The organism is Pseudomonas sp. TE3899 (genome assembly GCF_056279105.1).
This window is the reverse complement of record NZ_JBWBQR010000001.1, coordinates 5,247,449-5,263,782: the sequence shown is the minus strand read 5'-3', so window position 1 is coordinate 5,263,782 and position 16,334 is coordinate 5,247,449. Positions and strand designations below refer to the sequence as shown.

Below are 16,334 nucleotides of genomic sequence, written 5' to 3'. Positions count from 1 at the left end.
CCGGTAGCGTTATGAAATATCGACGCAAGACCCGGGACCCGTGAACGCACTTCAATCCAAGGCCCGCCGGACGGGAGCCGCGTTACATAGGCAAGCTGACGGGTGGCCGGTATACTCCGGCGCAATTAACGCATTTTCAAGGATTTCGCCATGAAGCGCCTGATCTCTTCCCTTGCCGCGCTCCTCGCGGTCGCTTGCCTTGTGTCGGCCTGTGGTCAAAAAGGCCCGCTGTACCTGCCTGACGACAACCAGGACCCTGCCGAGCAGGCCCAGTCCTCGCAAAAGCAGCCTGCCTCCAAAGCACACAAGCACGACGTCTACCAATAATAAGGGAACGCCATGGACGCTTTTAATTACCGTGACGGTGAGCTGTTCGCGGAAGGCGTGGCCCTGTCCGCCATCGCCGAACGCTTCGGCACGCCGACCTACGTCTACTCCCGCGCCCACATCGAAGCCCAGTACCTGGCGTATGCCGATGCCCTGGCCGGCGTGCCGCACCTGGTCTGTTTTGCGGTCAAGGCCAACTCCAACCTCGGTGTACTGAATGTCCTGGCCCGTCTCGGCGCCGGTTTTGACATCGTCTCCCGTGGCGAGCTGGAACGCGTCCTCGCCGCTGGCGGCAGCCCGGACAAGATCGTGTTCTCCGGTGTCGGCAAGACCCGTGAAGACATGCGCCGCGCCCTGGAAGTCGGCGTGCATTGCTTCAACGTCGAATCCACCGATGAGCTGGAACGCCTGCAAGTGGTCGCCGCCGAACTGGGCGTTCGCGCGCCGATCTCGTTGCGTGTGAACCCGGACGTCGATGCCGGCACCCACCCGTACATTTCCACCGGTCTTAAAGAGAACAAGTTCGGCATCGCCATCGCCGACGCCGAAGACGTGTACATCCGCGCCGCGCAACTGCCGAACCTGGAAGTGCTGGGCGTCGATTGCCACATCGGCTCGCAACTGACCAGCCTGCCTCCTTTCCTCGATGCCCTCGATCGCCTGCTGGGCTTGATCGATCGTCTGGGTGAATGCGGCATTTACCTGCGTCACATCGACCTCGGTGGCGGCGTCGGCGTGCGTTATCGCGATGAAGAGCCGCCGCTGGTGGCCGACTACATCAAAGCCGTGCGCGAGCGCTGCGAAGGTCGCGAGCTGGCGCTGGTGTTCGAACCGGGCCGCTACATCGTCGCCAACGCCGGCGTGCTGCTGACCCAGGTCGAGTACCTCAAGCACACCGAGCACAAAGACTTCGCCATCGTCGATGCGGCCATGAACGACCTGATCCGCCCGGCGCTGTACCAGGCCTGGATGGACGTCACCGCGGTGCGCCCGCGCGATACCGCTGCTCGCGCCTACGACATCGTCGGCCCGATCTGCGAGACCGGCGACTTCCTGGCCAAGGAGCGTGAACTGGCCCTGGAAGAAGGCGACCTGCTGGCCGTGCATTCGGCCGGTGCCTACGGGTTTGTCATGAGTTCCAACTACAACACCCGCGGGCGTACCGCCGAAGTGTTGGTGGACGGTGATCAGGCATTTGAAGTGCGTCGCCGTGAGACGGTAGCCGAGTTGTTTGCTGGCGAAAGCCTGCTGCCGGAGTAAAACCATGCTGCTGCGTTTTACCAAGATGCACGGCCTGGGCAATGACTTCATGGTCCTCGACCTGGTCAGCCAGCACGCGCACATCCTGCCCAAGCACGCCAAGCAATGGGGCGATCGGCACACCGGCATCGGTTTCGACCAGTTGCTGATCGTCGAAGCACCGAGCAACCCGGACGTGGATTTCCGTTACCGGATCTTCAACTCCGACGGTTCCGAAGTGGAGCAGTGCGGCAACGGTGCGCGCTGCTTCGCCCGCTTCGTGCTCGACAAGCGCCTGACCGCCAAGCGGCAGATTCGCGTCGAGACCAAAAGCGGCATCATCGAACTGGATATCCGCAGCGACGGCCAGATCAGCGTCGACATGGGCGCGCCGCGCCTGGTACCGGCCGACATCCCGTTCGAAGCCGAAGGCCAGGCCTTGAGCTATCAGCTCGAAGTCGACGGCAACACGGTGGAACTGGCGGCGGTGTCCATGGGCAACCCCCATGCCGTGCTGCGGGTCAGCGACATCAATAACGCACCGGTGCATGAACTGGGCCCGAAGATCGAACACCATCCGCGCTTCCCGTCGCGGGTCAATGTCGGTTTTCTCCAGGTCATTGACCGCAACCGTGCGCAGCTGCGGGTCTGGGAACGCGGGGCCGGGGAAACCCAGGCTTGCGGCACCGGTGCCTGTGCTGCGGCGGTGGCCGCGATCAGCCAGGGGTGGATGGATTCGCCGCTATTGATCGACCTGCCTGGCGGGCGTCTGTCCATTGAATGGGCAGGCCCTGGCCAACCGGTCTTGATGACCGGCCCGGCAGTCCGCGTATATGAAGGACAAGTGCGTCTTTGAGAGAGCCAAATCCATGAAAGACAAGCCTCAGGTTCCCGCCCTACAGCCCGACGAATCTCCTTCCGAAAGCCTTGAGGCGGCGGCGATTGCCGCGTACCTGGAGGCTCATCCGGATTTCTTCGTCGAACACGAAGAACTGCTCCCGGCCTTGCGCATTCCCCACCAGCGCGGCGATACCATCTCGCTGGTGGAACGCCAGATGACCATCCTGCGCGACCGCAACATCGAGTTGCGCCATCGCCTGTCGCACCTGATGGACGTCGCGCGCGACAATGATCGCCTGTTCGACAAGACCCGTCGCCTGATCCTCACGCTGATGGACGCCGCCAGCCTCGAAGACGTGGTGATCAGCGTCGAAGACAGCCTGCGCCAGGATTTCCAGGTGCCCTTCGTCAGCCTGATTCTGCTCGGTGACAACCCGATGCCGGTGGGCCGCTGGGTCACCCACGCCGAAGCACAAACCGCCATTGGTGGCCTGCTCTCGGAAGACAAAAGCGTCAGCGGCAGCCTGCGTGAACACGAACTGGACTTCCTGTTTGGCGAAGAACAACGCAAACAGATCGGTTCCACGGCCGTCGTCGCCATCAGCCATCAAGGCATCCATGGCGTCCTGGCCATCGCCAGCCGCGATCCGCAGCACTACAAGAGTTCGGTGGGCACGCTGTTCCTGAGCTACATCGCCGAAGTCATGGGCCGTGTGTTGCCTCGGGTCAACAACTCCCTACGCTCGGTACGCTGATCGTGGAACGACAACTGGACGCTTACTGCGAACACCTGCGCAGTGAGCGACAGGTGTCGCCCCACACCTTGTACGCCTACCGCCGCGACCTCGACAAAGTGCTCGGCTGGTGTGTCAAACAGAACATCGACAGCTGGGCCGGGCTGGATATCCAGCGCCTGCGCAGCCTGATCGCACGCCTGCATTCCCAGGGGCAATCGTCCCGCAGCCTGGCGCGGTTGCTGTCGGCGGTGCGTGGGCTCTATCACTACCTGAATCGCGAAGGCTTGTGCGATCACGACCCGGCCAACGGCCTGGCGCCGCCCAAGGGCGAACGCCGCTTGCCGAAAACCCTCGACACCGACCGCGCGCTGCAACTTTTGGAAGGTGCGGTCGAGGATGACTTTCTGGCACGTCGGGATCAGGCGATTCTGGAATTGTTCTATTCCTCGGGTTTACGGCTTTCGGAGCTGACCGGGCTCAATATGGATCAGCTTGATCTGGCTGACGGCATGGTCCAGGTGCTCGGCAAGGGCAGCAAGACTCGCCTGCTGCCGGTGGGCAAAAAGGCTCGGGAAGCGCTGGAGCTATGGCTACCGCTGCGCGCGATGACTAACCCGACGGACGACGCGGTGTTTGTCAGCCAGCAAGGCCGGCGCCTCGGCCCACGGGCGATTCAGGTGCGGGTCAAGGCTGCCGGCGAACGCGAGCTGGGGCAAAACCTGCACCCGCACATGCTGCGGCACTCCTTCGCCAGCCACCTGCTCGAATCCTCCCAGGACCTGCGCGCGGTGCAGGAACTGCTCGGCCACTCGGACATCAAGACCACCCAGATCTACACCCACCTGGACTTCCAGCACCTGGCCACGGTCTACGACAGCGCCCATCCACGGGCCAAACGCATCAAAGGCGATGAGTCATGAGAATCCAGTTGATCACCTTCGACCTCGACGACACCCTGTGGGACACCGCCCCGGTGATCGTCAGCGCCGAAGCCATGTTGCGTGAATGGTTGACCGAACATGCGCCGAAGCTGGGCGCGGTGCCGGTGGAGCATTTGTGGGCCATTCGTGAGCGGGTCTTGACCAACGAACCGGGCCTGAAGCACCGCATCAGCGCCCTGCGTCGGCGGGTGCTGTTCCATGCGCTGGAAGACGCGGGTTATGCCCATGACCAGGCTTCGGACCTGGCGGATCAGAGCTTCGAAGTGTTCCTGCACGCCCGGCATCAACTGCAAATATTCCCGGAAGTGCAGCCGACCCTGGAAACCCTGGCCAACCATTACGCCCTCGGCGTGGTCACCAATGGCAACGCCGACGTGCGTCGGCTGGGGCTGGCGGATTACTTCAAGTTTGCGTTGTGCGCCGAAGACATCGGCATCGCCAAGCCCGATGCGCGGCTGTTTCACGAGGCGTTGCAGCGTGGCGGTGCGACGGCCGAAACGGCGGTGCACATTGGCGATCACCCCGGCGATGACATTGCCGGCGCCCAACAGGCAGGCTTGCGCGCAATCTGGTTTAACCCGGCGGGCAAGGCCTGGGAAGCGGATCGTTTGCCGGATGCGGAGATTCGCAGCCTGACCGATTTGCCGGCACTTTTAGCCCGCTGGAACGCAGCCTCGGCCTGACACAAAACCCGTAGGAGCAAAGCTTGCTCGCGATTGCGGTGGGTCAGCCACATCCATTTTGAATGTGACTGCCTCTTCGCGGGCAAGCCTCGCTCCTACGGACTTGTGTCGTACGCCAATTGTATGAACGCCATCAACCCTGTAGGAGCGAGGCTTGCCCGCGAAGGGGCCCTGTCAGTCGGCATTGATATTGGCTGACCCTCCGCTATCGCGAGCAAGCTTTGCTCCTACGCAGGCGTTCCCCGGCTTTTGTTACGCCCATGAAAAAGCCCGCAGCGACGGCGGGCTTTTTCAGCAAGCAAGCCAGTAGCAGGCGCTTAGATAGGCCGGCTGCCGTACTTGTTGTCAGGCTTCTTGGGCGGATCGGCGACCACATTGGCCTCCACTTCCTGCACCTTGCCACCTTTGGCCAGGAACTCTTCCATGGCTTTGGCCAGGGCGTCGCGTTCCTTGTTTTTGGCTTCGACGCTCGGCAGCTCATCGACTGACACAGCAGCCTTGGCCTTGCCTTTAGCGGTCGGAACCGGCGTTTCACCGCCGTCGTCGTCAGCAACGTCTTCCGCTGCTGCTTCCAAGCCTTCTTCGGCCTCGTCTTCGTCGCCTACTTCGAGGTCGTCGTTTTCCAGATCATCGTCGCTCATGTTCTACCTCATGACTTGCGAAAAGCAGATTAGTTATAGCCCAGCTTCGCCATCTGTCGAAGGCCGCCGGAAAAAAATCAACAGCCGCTGGCAACCAGCGGCTTATGCCCCTTCACCGTGCACGGTGGCGAGGACTTTACGGGCACCGCCAAAATCACGGTGCTCGCCCAGATAAACGCCTTGCCAGGTCCCCAACGCCAGTCGGCCCGCCGAAATCGGCAAACTGAGCTGACAGCCAAGCACGCTGGCCTTGAAGTGCGCCGGGAGGTCGTCCAGGCCTTCGTCGTTATGCTCATAGCCGTCTGTTCCTTGTGGGATCAGACGATTGAAAAATCGTTCGAAGTCGCGACGTACCGCCGGATCGGCGTTCTCGTTGATGGTCAACGACGCCGAGGTATGCTGCAGCCACAAATGCAACAGACCGACCCGACACGCCTTGAGTTCAGGCAAGCCGGCGAGTAACTCGTCCGTTACCAGATGAAAGCCCCGGGGCCTTGCCCGCAGGGTAATCAGAGTCTGTTGCCACATACAGTTCTCCGCACGTTCGGGGCGCATTCTAGCGCGCTCTGGGAAAAAACAAAGGCCCTAATATTCCTGCATTGCTGTAAGTTTTTCGCCCCAGAAAAACGCTCGTCGTAAACACGACTTAAGCCGTAGGAAAAAACCTTTCAGCTACCTCTTTAATGACAAATCCCGGACAAAAAAATGCCCGGCAAGCCGGGCAAGTTTTTTTCTGCGCGTCTTACAAGTTGTAGCCGCGTTCGTTGTGTTGTGCCAGATCGAGGCCGACCGCTTCTTCTTCGTCGGTCACACGCAGACCCATGACGGCGTCCAGGACCTTGAGGATGATGAAGGTGACGATCGCGGTGTAGATCACCGTGAAGCCCACGCCTTTGGTTTGAATCCAGACTTGTGCGGCGATGTCGGTGACGGTGCCGAAGCCACCCAGGGACGGTGCAGCGAACACACCGGTCAGGATCGCACCGAGAATACCGCCGATACCGTGCACGCCGAAGGCGTCCAGGGAATCGTCATAGCCGAGTTTGCGTTTCAGGGTGGTGGCGCAGAAGAAGCACACCACGCCAGCCGCCAGGCCGATGATCAGCGAGCCCATCGGGCCCACGGTGCCCGCAGCCGGGGTAATGGCGACCAGACCGGCAACCACACCCGAAGCGATACCCAGTGCACTGGGTTTGCCGTGGGTGATCCACTCGGCGAACATCCAGCCCAGTGCAGCGGCAGCAGTTGCGATCTGGGTGACCAGCATCGCCATACCGGCCGTGCCGTTGGCCGCTGCAGCGGAACCGGCGTTGAAGCCGAACCAGCCGACCCACAGCATGGCGGCGCCCATCAGGGTGTAACCGAGGTTATGCGGTGCCATCGGGGTGGTCGGGAAGCCTTTGCGCTTGCCCAACACCAGGCAGGCAATCAGGCCCGCCACACCAGCGTTGATGTGAACCACGGTGCCGCCCGCGAAGTCGAGCACGCCCCAGTCGCCCAACAGCGAACCCGGACCGCTCCAGACCATGTGCGCGATTGGCGCATAAACCAGGGTGAACCAGACGCCCATGAAGATCAGCATCGCGGAGAACTTCATCCGCTCGGCGAACGCACCGACGATCAGCGCCGGGGTGATGATCGCAAAGGTCATCTGGTAAGTAACGAATACTGCCTCAGGGAACAGCGCCGCCGGGCCGGTAATGCTGGCAGGCGTGATGCCCGCGAGGAAGGCCTTGGCAAAGCTGCCGACAAAGGAGTTGAGGTTGACGACGTTGGCTTCCATCCCCGTGGTATCGAACGCCATGCTGTAGCCATAAATGAACCACAGGATGGTGATCAGACCGGTAATGGCGAAGCACTGCATCATCACGGAAAGAATGTTTTTGGAGCGAACCATGCCGCCGTAGAACAGCGCAAGGCCCGGAATGGTCATGAACAGCACAAGGGCAGTCGAGGTCAACATCCAGGCGGTATCGCCGGAATTGAGGACTGGAGGCGCCACCGGATCTGCCGCCAAAGCCAGGCCGGGCATTACGATGGACAACAGGGCTCCTAGCCCTGCGAATTTACGCAGAGTCATATTGTTTTCTCCTGGGGCGTTGGGGTTTGTGGCGGCTTAGATTGCGTCGGTATCGGTTTCGCCGGTACGGATGCGAATCGCCTGTTCCAGATTGACCACGAAGATCTTGCCGTCACCGATCTTGCCGGTGTTGGCTGCCTTGGTTATCGCCTCGATAACCCGGTCAAGATCCTTGTCGTCAATGGCGACATCAATCTTCACCTTGGGCAGAAAATCGACCACGTACTCCGCGCCGCGATACAGCTCGGTGTGACCCTTCTGCCGACCGAAGCCTTTGACCTCAGTAACGGTAATGCCCTGCACGCCGATCTCGGACAACGACTCGCGTACATCGTCCAGTTTGAACGGCTTGATGATGGCAGTGACTAGCTTCATGAAAACTCTCTCCCGAATTGGTGGACTTGCCCCAGGAAAACAAACCCGTCTCAAGTCTAAGCGCAGTGCCTGGCTTTGTAACGCATCGTCGGCCCAACCTGCCCGTCCGACGCCAGCTAACCACTCCGTACGAAACTTCCCCGTTTCGTGTGGCGCACTGCATTCGTCACAGCGACTGCATCAGTGCATGGGTCAAGGGTGACTAAGCAGAAACCTTGCCATCTCGCCAAAACTCACTGAATTCAACCCCTTGGTCACTGCTGCAAGCTGCTTTCCACAAATGCCAATGGCATTACGCACAACAACAGTGCGCTGCCGTCCGTCCGCCTGCGCGAAAAGCGTGCATCCCTGCCTGCGGGATTGACTATAGACACTGCGTGATACACTGCCCGCCATTGTTTCCAGGACCTTTCCCATGCTCGCGCCCAAAGACTTCCTCGACGCCCTGAGCGGCACCGCCTCCCGCCTCTTCAGCGGCGACACCCCGCTGCCGAAAAGCGAAATCGAAAGCCAGTTCAAAGCCTTGTTGCAGAGCGGCTTCAGCAAACTGGATCTGGTGAGCCGGGAAGAGTTTGATAGCCAGATGGTGGTGTTGGCGCGCACTCGGGCACGATTGGAAAGCCTTGAGGCGAAGGTTGCTGAGCTGGAAGCCAAGCTCAACCCGCCAGCCGACGCGGAGTAACTGATAGTTCCCACGCTCTGCGTGGGAATGCCGCCAGGGACGCTCCGCGTTCCGCTCTATGTCCTGCAGGAGCTGCCGAAGGCTGCGATCTTTTGATCTTGCGCCTCGCAACAATCTCGGCAACGTCCTACAAAGATCACTACCGCCGTCCGATAGCGTCGCAAAGCGCCGGGTCCTAAGCTCATTCTCAGCTGACTTGTTCAGCACTGGGTTTGGCGACCTGGAACCAAGCTATGCACGCAACCACATCCGATTATGGGTATCTCTCCCAATTCGAAATATGGCGGCTGCGTGTGGGAGACCTTCGGGTCTGCCGGTATTCGCTTGGCCGGTTCGCCAACCCGCACGCAGCTGCCACCCTTATTGTTTGGCGACGATAAGTGGCAGTGATCTATCAAGCGAATTTGAGAACTGTTTATGGACGACAACTATCTAGTCCCCCACGTCTTCACCCGCCACAAACTCCACCTCCACGCCCTCCTCCTCCAAAACCAACCCTGGTTCAGCGCCCGCGACCTCGGCCGCCTCCTGCGCCTCTACCTCGACGAACGCGCCGTGCGCAAACTCGACCCCGACCAACACCAGACTCTGAAAATGCTCAGCCACGGCACCGTCGAAAACACCCTGCTCATCAGCGAATCCGGCGTTTACGCACTACTGATCTACCACTACTGCCCCGAATACCGAGGCCTGCGCGAATGGCTGACCCACGACGTCGTCCCAGCCCTCAGAGATGCCCAACAATCGACCACAACCGAACGCCCGATTTTGAGCCTGCTGAACTGGCCAGAGATGTCATTGAGCTTGCTGCACTGGAATAACCAGCCGTGGATTCGGTTACAGGATGTGCCGCATATGCTGTTGGAGGGTGAGCGGCCACGGCGTGCGGTGAATGCGCCTTGGTGGAAGCGTGCATCGCGAATGCTCCAGGCATTTTGAACGACACAAAAAACCCCACGTTTGTAGCGTGGGGTTCGTTCTAGAGCAGAGAATCAGGCGCAGTGCGCAAGACGCTCAACCTGATCCCGAATCGCAGCCCCTCGTTCAATCTCGGCTTTACGCAAATCGTAAGTCGATTGCAGGTTCAGCCAAAACTCGGGAGTCGTGTCCAGGCAGATAGAAAGCCTAATAGCCATATCAGCACTGACACCACGACGCTGAAGCACGATGTCATTCACCGTAGGCGTCGAAACGCTCAATGCCCTGGCCAACGCCGCTGCTGTAAGGCTCAGAGGCTCCAGGTATTCCTCTTTGAGGATCTCGCCGGGGTGAACCGGGCGCATACCGTTTTTAGTCATTACTCATATTGCCTCTGGCACCGACAACGAATATTCAGCGTTGAATGACGGAGCAAACTTGAAACATGTAGCTCTTAACTTTCATACAGATCGAAAAACCGCCCCAGCCGAAGCCAGGGCGGTTTCCACCGGGTCAATCCTTACTGCGGATCATCCCAGCGGTCCCGCAGAAACTCGTACAGGCGAAAAGCCCATAACGCGTTTCTAACGAGGCTCCACATATGTTTAAGAAACTTAGACATACTTTGGCCCTCCTTGCGTGAGGCCAAACCTCCAGTGCGCTTTCCGGTGTACGCGCACCTTTGGGAATACATGTGAGTGCATTCATTGAGGCGGCCGGGTGTGGGTTCCTCAAAACCTGCACCGGCACGACTCTCACACCGTGTCGAGGAACATGAAAATCTTTACGCTCCCAGCCACACTTCGCGACTCACTCACTCATCGAGCCTCATCGCGGCGAATGCTATCGCAGTTCTTTCAATGCGTACCTTTCAAATCTGTTAACGAGTTGTATCAAATCATGAAGTGGCGAAATCCTTTTCCGGTTCATCGCCGTTGTTAGTTCCTACCATCAGCAGATTGTTATCGACGCTTGCCTGGAGGAGAAAATTTGAATAGGCTTCCCACCGTGAGTGTGTTCATTGAGGAAGTGCAGGCCTCGGCCTCACCGAAGCCTGCAAATAAAAAACCGTCTACTCAAGGCGGTTTTTTTTCGCCTTCGATTCGGCTTTCACCGACGTCCTTCATCGATCCAGGCAACGTCCTACAACAACCTCATCCCACGACTGATTACGCCGGTACCCCTCGCTCGCTTACGCTTCATCACCAGATCACAGAGCATCTGGCCATGAGGTGTCCATGAAAGACAAAAAACGAAGGGCAAAGGCGTTATTGGTCGTCGAATATCATGTTCAGGCACGCCAGTTAGCCGGCCAAGTGTCAGCCAATCAGCGTCGATTTCTGGAAGTCGGCGCAACGCGTGGAAAGGAACGGGAACCTCCCGGTCTACAAGCGGGCGCACGCCTGATTTGTCCTTCAAAAGAAACGGTCAACCCATAGCTGCAACGGACTCGCAACATCCTGCGAAAGTTTGGCGCCTGCGCCGCCACACGACCCGGCTACCCTTCAAAAACCGCAGGAAGCGGTTCCCGTAAAAGCTCAAGGAACGACCATGTCCCTCTCCATCGTCCACAGCCGCGCCCAGATTGGTGTCGATGCCCCCGCCGTTACCGTAGAAGTCCATCTGGCCAACGGCTTGCCGTCGCTGACGATGGTTGGTTTGCCCGAGGCGGCCGTGAAGGAAAGCAAGGACCGGGTGCGCAGCGCGATCATCAATTCCGGCCTGCAATTTCCGGCGCGGCGCATCACGTTGAATCTCGCCCCGGCGGATTTGCCGAAGGATGGCGGGCGGTTTGATCTGGCGATTGCCTTGGGGATTCTGTCGGCCAGCGTGCAGGTGCCGACGTTGACGCTGGATGACGTGGAATGTCTCGGAGAATTAGCACTATCGGGCGCAGTGCGGGCGGTTCGCGGTGTGTTGCCGGCCGCGTTGGCAGCGCGCAAGGCCGGGCGGACGCTGGTGGTGCCGCGGGCGAATGCCGAAGAGGCTTGCCTGGCGTCGGGGTTGAAGGTGATTGCGGTGGATCATCTGCTTCAGGCAGTGGCGCATTTCAATGGTCATACGCCCGTTGAGCCCTACGTCTCCGATGGATTGCTATACGCCAGCAAACCCTATCCCGACCTGAATGAAGTGCAGGGGCAACTCTCTGCCAAGCGGGCGCTGCTGATCGCGGCGGCGGGCGCGCACAACTTGTTGTTCAGCGGTCCGCCAGGCACGGGGAAAACCTTGCTGGCGAGCCGCTTGCCAGGGCTGTTGCCACCCTTGGCCGAGACGGAAGCGCTGGAAGTCGCGGCGATTCAATCAGTGGTCAGTTGTATGCCGTTGAGTCATTGGCCGCAGCGACCGTTTCGCCAACCCCACCACTCCGCATCAGGCCCGGCGCTGGTCGGTGGCGGCTCAAAACCGCAACCCGGCGAAATCACCCTCGCCCACCATGGCGTGCTGTTCCTCGACGAACTCCCAGAGTTTGATCGCAAAGTCTTGGAGGTGTTGAGGGAGCCGCTGGAGTCCGGCCACATCGTGATATCCCGTGCCAAGGACCGAGTGCGCTTCCCGGCACGCTTCCAACTGGTGGCCGCAATGAACCCCTGCCCCTGTGGATATCTTGGCGAACCCAGCGGCAAATGCAGTTGCACACCGGACATGGTCCAGCGCTACCGCAACAAACTCTCCGGCCCGCTGCTGGATCGCATCGACCTGCACCTGACCGTCGCCCGGGAAGCCACGGCGTTGAATCCTTCGCCCAAACCCGGTGATGACACCGCCACCGCCGCAGCGCTGGTCGCCGCCGCACGGGAACGGCAACACAAACGCCAAGGCTGCGCCAACGCCTTCCTTGATCTGCCGGGCTTGCGTCGGCACTGCAAGTTATCCACAGCCGATGAAGCTTGGCTGGAATCCGCCTGCGAACGTCTGACGTTGTCACTGCGGGCGGCTCACAGACTGCTCAAAGTCGCCCGTACGTTGGCGGACCTTGAACAGGTTAACGGGATCAACCGCGAGCACTTGGCGGAAGCGTTGCAATATCGACCTGCCTCAACATAACCAATGGGCATCACCGCAAATAATTTATGCAGATCACTATTTACAGGGAGCATCAGAAATACATGGATCTACTAAAAAGTCATTGGATCAGATTTGTTTATTGCCTGTTAAGCATTGCTATCGTATGGGCGGCGCTCTTACAGCAGGAATTTGTTGTTGGCTCCCCGACCACCCTGAATAACTTTTCCTACATTGGCACTGTAATTACGATCGTCGCGCTCATCATTTCAATATCTGAAGTTTTGCACACTGTTCGTTACTCACGCAGTATCAGTGCAGAAGCCAACAGAATACTCAAGGACGCAAAAGCCGTAGAGGGCGCCTCAGCCGTCAGTGAATGCATTGCGACGCTCAATGAAACAGCAGGTTATGTTGACACCGAAAACTACCCATTGGCGCTGAAGTGCTATCAGCATTTCAGGATTCTGTTTGCCAAAATACCCGGTACAGGTCAGGAGTTCGAAAGGATTGACACTATCCTTGGAGAAACAGAAATCAGTATCAGAAAAGGAGTTTTCGCGACGGCAACCACCCCGCTCGAAAAGCCGGTCAGAATCCTTCTTCATCACAATCTTGAAAACATCAAAGAAAACCTAGAAAAAGTTAATCCAGCCAGAGGGCGCCAATATGCTACCGCCTAGATTTTTCGATTTCATCAAAGCACTCACCGCGAGAACGGAGCGGGGTGAATTCACCTGGAGTTACGACGACAACAATTCGTTTGTGAAACTCAAAGAAAAGGAATTTTCTCTTTCATTGCGTTACAGCTTCAACGCCGATGAGAAGTATGCGGAGTACGTCATTTATTACATCGATGAGATCAGAAATAAGGAACACCGGTTTTATACCAACCAAACCTGGAATGACTTCGATTTCATCCGGCGTCTGTTCGACGCTGCACAAGCCTCAGAAATGAGACTCCCCTTCTAGCCCTTTAATGAGCAGCGGAAACTGGTATCCACCGCTCATCTCGTAAGGCCGCTTATTCTTTGGACAAATCCACCAACGGCGCCTGCCTCACCTCAGTCGCCCGCCCACCCTGAATCTCATTCACCCGCGCCAATGCCTTATCCACAGCCCCTTTATCCGCCAACAAGCTATAGCGAATCTGAAACTGCTTCTGCTCTTTCACCCCAATCGTCGGCACCAAACCGAGCGGCCGTTGATACCGGCGGTTGTAGGAAAAACTTGTTCCCGGTTCCAGCCCGGTGACATAGCCCTGCCCTTGGGTATCGGTGTTTTTCCACAACGAGAACACCGGCAACTGCTGAGTATTGAAGCCCACCGAAATCCCAAGGCTGCCCGCCTTGTTGTGCAGCACGGTCAAGGTGTCGCCCTTGGCGTCGCCGTACGGCACGACGTTGTAAACCGTTTCGTCGTAATCCTTGGTCGGCGCACGGTAAGTCTGCCAGTCCGGCAAGTCACCCTTGGCCTTGTCGTTGAACGGCGAAACCTGTTTCACCGGTGCGACAAAACGGGCGCCTTGTTCAAGGAACGGAGTGCTGAAATTGCTGTGGTACAGCGCCTGATACTCCTTCGGATAGTCGCCGTTGTTGGTCAAGGTATCGTTGAGGGCAAACGCCACGCTGCCGGGCTCGGTGACCAGTTCGGTATGCACCGAGAAATCGACTTTCTTGAACGCCTGTTCCTTCAACTCGCCGCGCAGGCTGATGGCGTACGGCGGCTTTTCATCTATATGCAGGGTGACTGTGCTGGCCGGGATGTTGGCGGCGCGACCGTGCAGGGTCAGCAGTTCGCCGTTGTCCAGGCCGGGGTGGCCGACCCATTCGTAGCCGCAGCGGGCGACGAGTTCGTTGAAACCTTCCAGCCAGCCCAGGCCGCCGCGACCATTGAGTTCGATGAAGGAAGGATTGACCACGTCCTTGACCGGCGAATCCCAACCCATGCGCACATTGCCTACAGACGCTTGCAGGACGTTCATCCCGCGAGTCGGCACCACCGAGAGTTTCAGCGTGCCGTTGTCGATGTCGACGATGCTGACGCCCTCCTGCCGACCACCGTGCAAGGTTCGCAGGGTCACGGAGAAGGGTTTGTCGGTTTTCACCCCCAGTTGCTGGCTGGTGATTTGCCAGTTCTGGGCAGCTTTGTCGGTGTCGAGGAGGACGTAATCCCAGGCCATGGCGTGGGAAGCGGCGGACAGCGCGCCAAGGGTGATGACAAGTTTGAGCGGGGTCATGGGGGAAGCCTTTCTTGGATTTGTGTATTTTTTATAGCGCTGATGAAACGATTCAGCAAGGTTAAAAAATGCACACGTCCCGGCGCTCCCCAGCAAATACACATCAACCTCAAGCAGCCTCTTGATTCTTGCACTAGTCTCAAACGGTTTTGGACCATCGACTGATTGACGGCGACATCATAATGACATTAAGGTCGCCAGCTAAATGCAGGAGCAAGTACAGACATGTTTGTCTGTCATTTTGCGCAACGGATCATATGGAGTTTGGATGCGCGGGGCACTATTACGCAGCGGTAAGAGCGGGTCATTCACTGCCCTGGGCGAAACAGGTCAACCGGTCTACCGGGCAGCCCTGCAATTGCGCGAAGCCATTCGCCGCAAGAACCCTGAGCTGGTCGATCACCTGGCCATTCCTCAAAGCGATGAACTCGGTAACCAGATCGACTGGTACAGCGGCCTCGACGGCGATGTGATCCCGTGGAGCAGCGCCACCGAAGAGGAGCGCGCGCCTGCCCGTCGCCAACTGGAAGCCCTGAAGACGGCGCTCGACGAGTTGAGCCTGCGTTTCCTGGGCACTGACCCGGCCGAACAGCAGCAAGGCGATAAAGCCGTGTTCGGCAAGTTGCTCAAGCGCGTCATTCATTTCCCCGACGAAAACTTCGTTTACCTGGTGCAAGGCAAACCGGTGCTGACTTTCTGGGGTTTCGAGCATGCCGGTGCCGACCGCAATCGCGATCCATTGCACTGCCTCTATTCGGTTCCGCCCGTATTCACCCTGCCACCGGTGGTCGAAGCGCCGGTGGTTGCGCCTGTCGTGCCGGTGGTGATCGCTCGTCCGTGGTGGCGTCGCTGGTGGTGGCTATTACTGCTGCCCTTCTTGCTGCTGCTGTTGTGGCTGTTGCTCGGCTTGCGCGGTTGCGTGCCGATTCCGCTGGTGGCGGTTGATCTGCTGCCAACGGGCCTCGTCCCGGTAGATAACCAACGGGAAGAACCACAACTGACCGGCACAGCCACGACGCTGAATGGCGTTCCCGTGACCGGCACCGTCACAGGCTCTTCCACCGCTGCTGCCGTGGAAGGCACCCACGGTGTGGAAGCGCCAGCGGTCGAAGGCGACGAGGCGGACGCTGCGCCTGCCGACATCACCCAGGACCCGGCAGCCGAAGCCCCGGCCACGCCACCTGAAAACAAAACTGCGCCGCCCGCCGTCACACCGCCCGACGCGGAAAAAGCCGCTGCCGCCAAACCCGGCCCGGCGCTGAGCATTCCACCGGACGCCGCCGACGGTGCCGCCGACTTCCTCGATGGCCAGTACCGCGCGGGCGCCGGCATTCAGGACCGCCGCACCGGCAAGCCGCTGCGCCTGGAATACCAGTTCAAGGACGGTAAAGGCGAAGTCACCGTGCACCAGGCCGACGGCTCGAAATGCAGCGGCCCGGTCACCGCCGCCATGAAGGGGGGCAGTCTGGCCATCGACAGCCAGGGCCAGGCCGTGTGCGGCGATGGCAGCACCTACGACATGCCCAAGGTCAACTGTCGCAAAGGGGCGACTACGGTCGCGGACTGCACCGGCGGTTACGGAAAAGATCAATTCCCCATGTCCATGCGGCAAGCGGGCGAATAAATACG

Annotated in this window: 18 protein-coding genes; 12 read left to right on the top strand and 6 right to left on the bottom strand. The window is 59.2% G+C overall.

The features are described from left to right. The first annotated feature begins 150 nt into the window (after positions 1-150). Genes lptM through ACZ89E_RS23835 form a run of 6 tightly spaced genes read left to right on the top strand, consistent with a single transcriptional unit; the run spans position 151 to position 4,767 of the window. A complete protein-coding gene (lptM, locus tag ACZ89E_RS23860; RefSeq protein WP_149660185.1) occupies positions 151-327 on the top strand; it encodes an LPS translocon maturation chaperone LptM in 177 nt (58 codons plus the stop codon). A 12-nt stretch (positions 328-339) separates the two neighbouring features. Beyond that, positions 340-1,587, top strand: a complete 1,248-nt coding sequence (lysA, locus tag ACZ89E_RS23855) for a diaminopimelate decarboxylase (RefSeq protein WP_149660184.1) — start codon at positions 340-342, stop codon at positions 1,585-1,587. 4 nt (positions 1,588-1,591) lie between these two features. Next, positions 1,592-2,422 carry a diaminopimelate epimerase gene (gene dapF / locus ACZ89E_RS23850; protein ID WP_149660183.1) on the top strand — a complete coding sequence of 277 codons (831 nt, stop codon included), beginning with the start codon at positions 1,592-1,594 and terminating at the stop codon, positions 2,420-2,422. Positions 2,423-2,435: 13 nt separating this feature from the next. Further along, entirely contained in the window at positions 2,436-3,161 is a 726-nt protein-coding gene (locus ACZ89E_RS23845; protein WP_149660182.1) for a DUF484 family protein, read from the top strand. Positions 3,162-3,163: 2 nt separating this feature from the next. Beyond that, positions 3,164-4,063, top strand: coding sequence for a tyrosine recombinase XerC (gene xerC, locus ACZ89E_RS23840; protein ID WP_149660181.1), 900 nt, complete (start codon positions 3,164-3,166; stop codon positions 4,061-4,063). Next, positions 4,060-4,767, top strand: coding sequence for an HAD family hydrolase (locus tag ACZ89E_RS23835; RefSeq protein WP_476256589.1), 708 nt, complete (start codon positions 4,060-4,062; stop codon positions 4,765-4,767). Before xerC ends, ACZ89E_RS23835 begins: the two co-directional genes overlap by 4 nt. 317 nt (positions 4,768-5,084) lie before the next feature. On the opposite strand, the gene sutA is transcribed toward ACZ89E_RS23835, so the two are convergent. From sutA to glnK, 4 genes are all read right to left on the bottom strand, one after another. Continuing rightward, complete coding sequence (sutA, locus tag ACZ89E_RS23830) at positions 5,085-5,408, bottom strand: transcriptional regulator SutA (RefSeq protein WP_054617023.1); 324 nt, start codon at positions 5,406-5,408, stop codon at positions 5,085-5,087. A gap of 102 nt (positions 5,409-5,510) precedes the next feature. Next, on the bottom strand, positions 5,511-5,936 hold the full coding sequence (locus ACZ89E_RS23825) for a secondary thiamine-phosphate synthase enzyme YjbQ (protein ID WP_033060691.1): 426 nt from the start codon (positions 5,934-5,936) through the stop codon (positions 5,511-5,513). A gap of 214 nt (positions 5,937-6,150) precedes the next feature. Beyond that, a complete protein-coding gene (locus tag ACZ89E_RS23820; protein ID WP_123597492.1) occupies positions 6,151-7,488 on the bottom strand; it encodes an ammonium transporter in 1,338 nt (445 codons plus the stop codon). 36 nt (positions 7,489-7,524) lie between these two features. Beyond that, a complete protein-coding gene (glnK, locus tag ACZ89E_RS23815) occupies positions 7,525-7,863 on the bottom strand; it encodes a P-II family nitrogen regulator (protein WP_002555808.1) in 339 nt (112 codons plus the stop codon). 415 nt (positions 7,864-8,278) lie between these two features. Between glnK and ACZ89E_RS23810 the strand changes: the two genes are divergently transcribed. After that, complete coding sequence (locus tag ACZ89E_RS23810; RefSeq protein ID WP_007894783.1) at positions 8,279-8,545, top strand: accessory factor UbiK family protein; 267 nt, start codon at positions 8,279-8,281, stop codon at positions 8,543-8,545. A 417-nt stretch (positions 8,546-8,962) separates the two neighbouring features. After that, positions 8,963-9,484, top strand: a complete 522-nt coding sequence (locus ACZ89E_RS23805; protein WP_476256588.1) for a BRO-N domain-containing protein — start codon at positions 8,963-8,965, stop codon at positions 9,482-9,484. Positions 9,485-9,537: 53 nt separating this feature from the next. Here ACZ89E_RS23805 and ACZ89E_RS23800 read toward each other — a convergent pair whose 3' ends face one another. Beyond that, a complete protein-coding gene (locus tag ACZ89E_RS23800) occupies positions 9,538-9,843 on the bottom strand; it encodes a HigA family addiction module antitoxin (RefSeq protein WP_476256587.1) in 306 nt (101 codons plus the stop codon). Positions 9,844-10,701: 858 nt separating this feature from the next. On the opposite strand from ACZ89E_RS23800, the gene ACZ89E_RS23795 reads away from it, so the two are divergent. The 3 genes from ACZ89E_RS23795 to ACZ89E_RS23785 all read left to right on the top strand — a co-directional run bounded on the left by ACZ89E_RS23795 (position 10,702) and on the right by ACZ89E_RS23785 (position 13,149). Further along, positions 10,702-10,902: a hypothetical protein gene (locus tag ACZ89E_RS23795; protein ID WP_476256586.1), complete on the top strand. Its 201-nt coding sequence runs from the start codon at positions 10,702-10,704 to the stop codon at positions 10,900-10,902. 112 nt (positions 10,903-11,014) lie between these two features. Beyond that, positions 11,015-12,508 (top strand): YifB family Mg chelatase-like AAA ATPase, encoded by a 1,494-nt coding sequence (locus tag ACZ89E_RS23790; RefSeq protein WP_476256585.1) that lies wholly within the window; start codon positions 11,015-11,017, stop codon positions 12,506-12,508. 62 nt (positions 12,509-12,570) lie between these two features. Then, positions 12,571-13,149, top strand: a complete 579-nt coding sequence (locus ACZ89E_RS23785; protein WP_149659511.1) for a hypothetical protein — start codon at positions 12,571-12,573, stop codon at positions 13,147-13,149. Positions 13,150-13,490: 341 nt separating this feature from the next. Here ACZ89E_RS23785 and ACZ89E_RS23780 read toward each other — a convergent pair whose 3' ends face one another. Then, complete coding sequence (locus ACZ89E_RS23780) at positions 13,491-14,705, bottom strand: aldose 1-epimerase family protein (RefSeq protein ID WP_476256584.1); 1,215 nt, start codon at positions 14,703-14,705, stop codon at positions 13,491-13,493. Positions 14,706-14,973: 268 nt separating this feature from the next. On the opposite strand from ACZ89E_RS23780, the gene ACZ89E_RS23775 reads away from it, so the two are divergent. After that, on the top strand, positions 14,974-16,329 hold the full coding sequence (locus tag ACZ89E_RS23775) for an SrfA family protein (RefSeq protein WP_476256583.1): 1,356 nt from the start codon (positions 14,974-14,976) through the stop codon (positions 16,327-16,329). Positions 16,330-16,334: the final 5 nt, after the last annotated feature.

Excerpts from the sequence above, each read along its gene's own strand:
- lptM (WP_149660185.1), top strand. The coding sequence starts at position 151 with ATGAAGCGCCTGATCTCTTCCCTTGCCGCGCTCCTCGCGGTCGCTTGC.
- lysA (WP_149660184.1), top strand. The coding sequence starts at position 340 with ATGGACGCTTTTAATTACCGTGACGGTGAGCTGTTCGCGGAAGGCGTG.
- dapF (WP_149660183.1), top strand. The coding sequence starts at position 1,592 with ATGCTGCTGCGTTTTACCAAGATGCACGGCCTGGGCAATGACTTCATG.
- ACZ89E_RS23845 (WP_149660182.1), top strand. The coding sequence starts at position 2,436 with ATGAAAGACAAGCCTCAGGTTCCCGCCCTACAGCCCGACGAATCTCCT.
- ACZ89E_RS23835 (WP_476256589.1), top strand. The coding sequence starts at position 4,060 with ATGAGAATCCAGTTGATCACCTTCGACCTCGACGACACCCTGTGGGAC.
- sutA (WP_054617023.1), bottom strand. The coding sequence starts at position 5,408 with ATGAGCGACGATGATCTGGAAAACGACGACCTCGAAGTAGGCGACGAA.
- ACZ89E_RS23825 (WP_033060691.1), bottom strand. The coding sequence starts at position 5,936 with ATGTGGCAACAGACTCTGATTACCCTGCGGGCAAGGCCCCGGGGCTTT.
- ACZ89E_RS23820 (WP_123597492.1), bottom strand. The coding sequence starts at position 7,488 with ATGACTCTGCGTAAATTCGCAGGGCTAGGAGCCCTGTTGTCCATCGTA.
- glnK (WP_002555808.1), bottom strand. The coding sequence starts at position 7,863 with ATGAAGCTAGTCACTGCCATCATCAAGCCGTTCAAACTGGACGATGTA.
- ACZ89E_RS23810 (WP_007894783.1), top strand. The coding sequence starts at position 8,279 with ATGCTCGCGCCCAAAGACTTCCTCGACGCCCTGAGCGGCACCGCCTCC.
- ACZ89E_RS23805 (WP_476256588.1), top strand. The coding sequence starts at position 8,963 with ATGGACGACAACTATCTAGTCCCCCACGTCTTCACCCGCCACAAACTC.
- ACZ89E_RS23800 (WP_476256587.1), bottom strand. The coding sequence starts at position 9,843 with ATGACTAAAAACGGTATGCGCCCGGTTCACCCCGGCGAGATCCTCAAA.
- ACZ89E_RS23795 (WP_476256586.1), top strand. The coding sequence starts at position 10,702 with ATGAAAGACAAAAAACGAAGGGCAAAGGCGTTATTGGTCGTCGAATAT.
- ACZ89E_RS23790 (WP_476256585.1), top strand. The coding sequence starts at position 11,015 with ATGTCCCTCTCCATCGTCCACAGCCGCGCCCAGATTGGTGTCGATGCC.
- ACZ89E_RS23785 (WP_149659511.1), top strand. The coding sequence starts at position 12,571 with ATGGATCTACTAAAAAGTCATTGGATCAGATTTGTTTATTGCCTGTTA.
- ACZ89E_RS23780 (WP_476256584.1), bottom strand. The coding sequence starts at position 14,705 with ATGACCCCGCTCAAACTTGTCATCACCCTTGGCGCGCTGTCCGCCGCT.
- ACZ89E_RS23775 (WP_476256583.1), top strand. The coding sequence starts at position 14,974 with ATGCGCGGGGCACTATTACGCAGCGGTAAGAGCGGGTCATTCACTGCC.